The 558-nt window shown below is 60.6% G+C and carries 1 protein-coding gene; it reads left to right on the top strand.

Annotated features, from left to right (window positions below):
* The coding region (locus DB30_RS41075) for an amino acid permease (protein ID WP_146663009.1) at positions 1-558 on the top strand (558 nt) is incomplete at both ends.

The raw sequence follows: 558 nt of genomic DNA, 5'->3' as shown, positions 1-558 counted from the left end.
GCTGGGCGTGCCTTACGTCGGCAGCATTATGAACATCGTGGTGCTGAGCGCGGCGCTCTCCAGTCTGAACTCCGGCCTCTACTCTACCGGCCGTATTCTGCGTTCGATGGCGATGGGCGGTTCGGCGCCGAAGTTCATGGCGAAAATGAACGGCCAGCAGGTGCCTTACGCCGGTATTCTGGTCACCATCGCGGTCTATGTCATTGGCGTGGTACTCAACTACTACGTGCCTTCGCAGGTCTTCGAGATCGTGCTGAACGTCGCGTCGCTGGGCATTATCGCCTCATGGGGCTTTATCGTGATCTGCCAGATGCGTCTGCGCAAAGCGATCAAGGAAGGCAAAGCGGACGACGTCAGCTTTAAGCTGCCGGGCGCGCCGGTCACCTCCTGGCTGACGCTGCTGTTCTTGCTGAGCGTGCTGGTGCTGATGGCGTTCGATTACCCGAACGGCACCTATACCATCGCTGCTATCCCGATTCTGGCGGTGATTCTGGTGCTGGGCTGGTTCGGCGTGCGCAAGCGCGTGGCCGCCGTCGCGCAGCACGAGCACGATCACCT

It is taken from the genome of Enhygromyxa salina (genome assembly GCF_000737335.2).
In the GTDB taxonomy this organism is placed as follows: domain Bacteria; phylum Myxococcota_A; class Polyangia; order Nannocystales; family Nannocystaceae; genus Plesiocystis; species Plesiocystis salina_C.
Note: the sequence above shows the minus strand (reverse complement) of the source record. Positions and strands in the feature narration are given on the sequence as shown.